This window comes from Flavobacterium tiangeerense (assembly GCF_007830355.1).
GTDB classification, from domain to species: domain Bacteria; phylum Bacteroidota; class Bacteroidia; order Flavobacteriales; family Flavobacteriaceae; genus Flavobacterium; species Flavobacterium tiangeerense.
Genome location: NZ_VLKO01000003.1, coordinates 1 through 220, shown reverse-complemented (window position 1 = coordinate 220; position 220 = coordinate 1). Strand labels below are relative to the sequence as shown.

Sequence of the window (220 nt, the reverse complement as noted above, 5' to 3'; positions counted from 1 at the left end):
CAGAAGCAGAAACCAAAGCCAAATTAGCTGCAGATGCTAAAGCGAAAGCAGATGCCGAAGCTGCGAAACAAGCTGCTGAAGCTAAAGCGAAAGCAGAAGCGGAAACCAAAGACAAATTAGCTGCAGATGCTAAAGCGAAAGCAGATGCCGAAGCTGCGAAACAAGCTGAAGACGCCAAAGCAAAATCAGAAGCAGAAACCAAAGCCAAATTAGCTGCAGA

Annotated in this window: 1 protein-coding gene; it reads left to right on the top strand. The window is 46.4% G+C overall.

Annotated features, from left to right (window positions below; all coding sequences use genetic code 11):
* Positions 1-220 (top strand): hypothetical protein (locus tag IQ05_RS15490; RefSeq protein WP_244289524.1); only part of this gene is annotated, 220 nt, incomplete at both ends.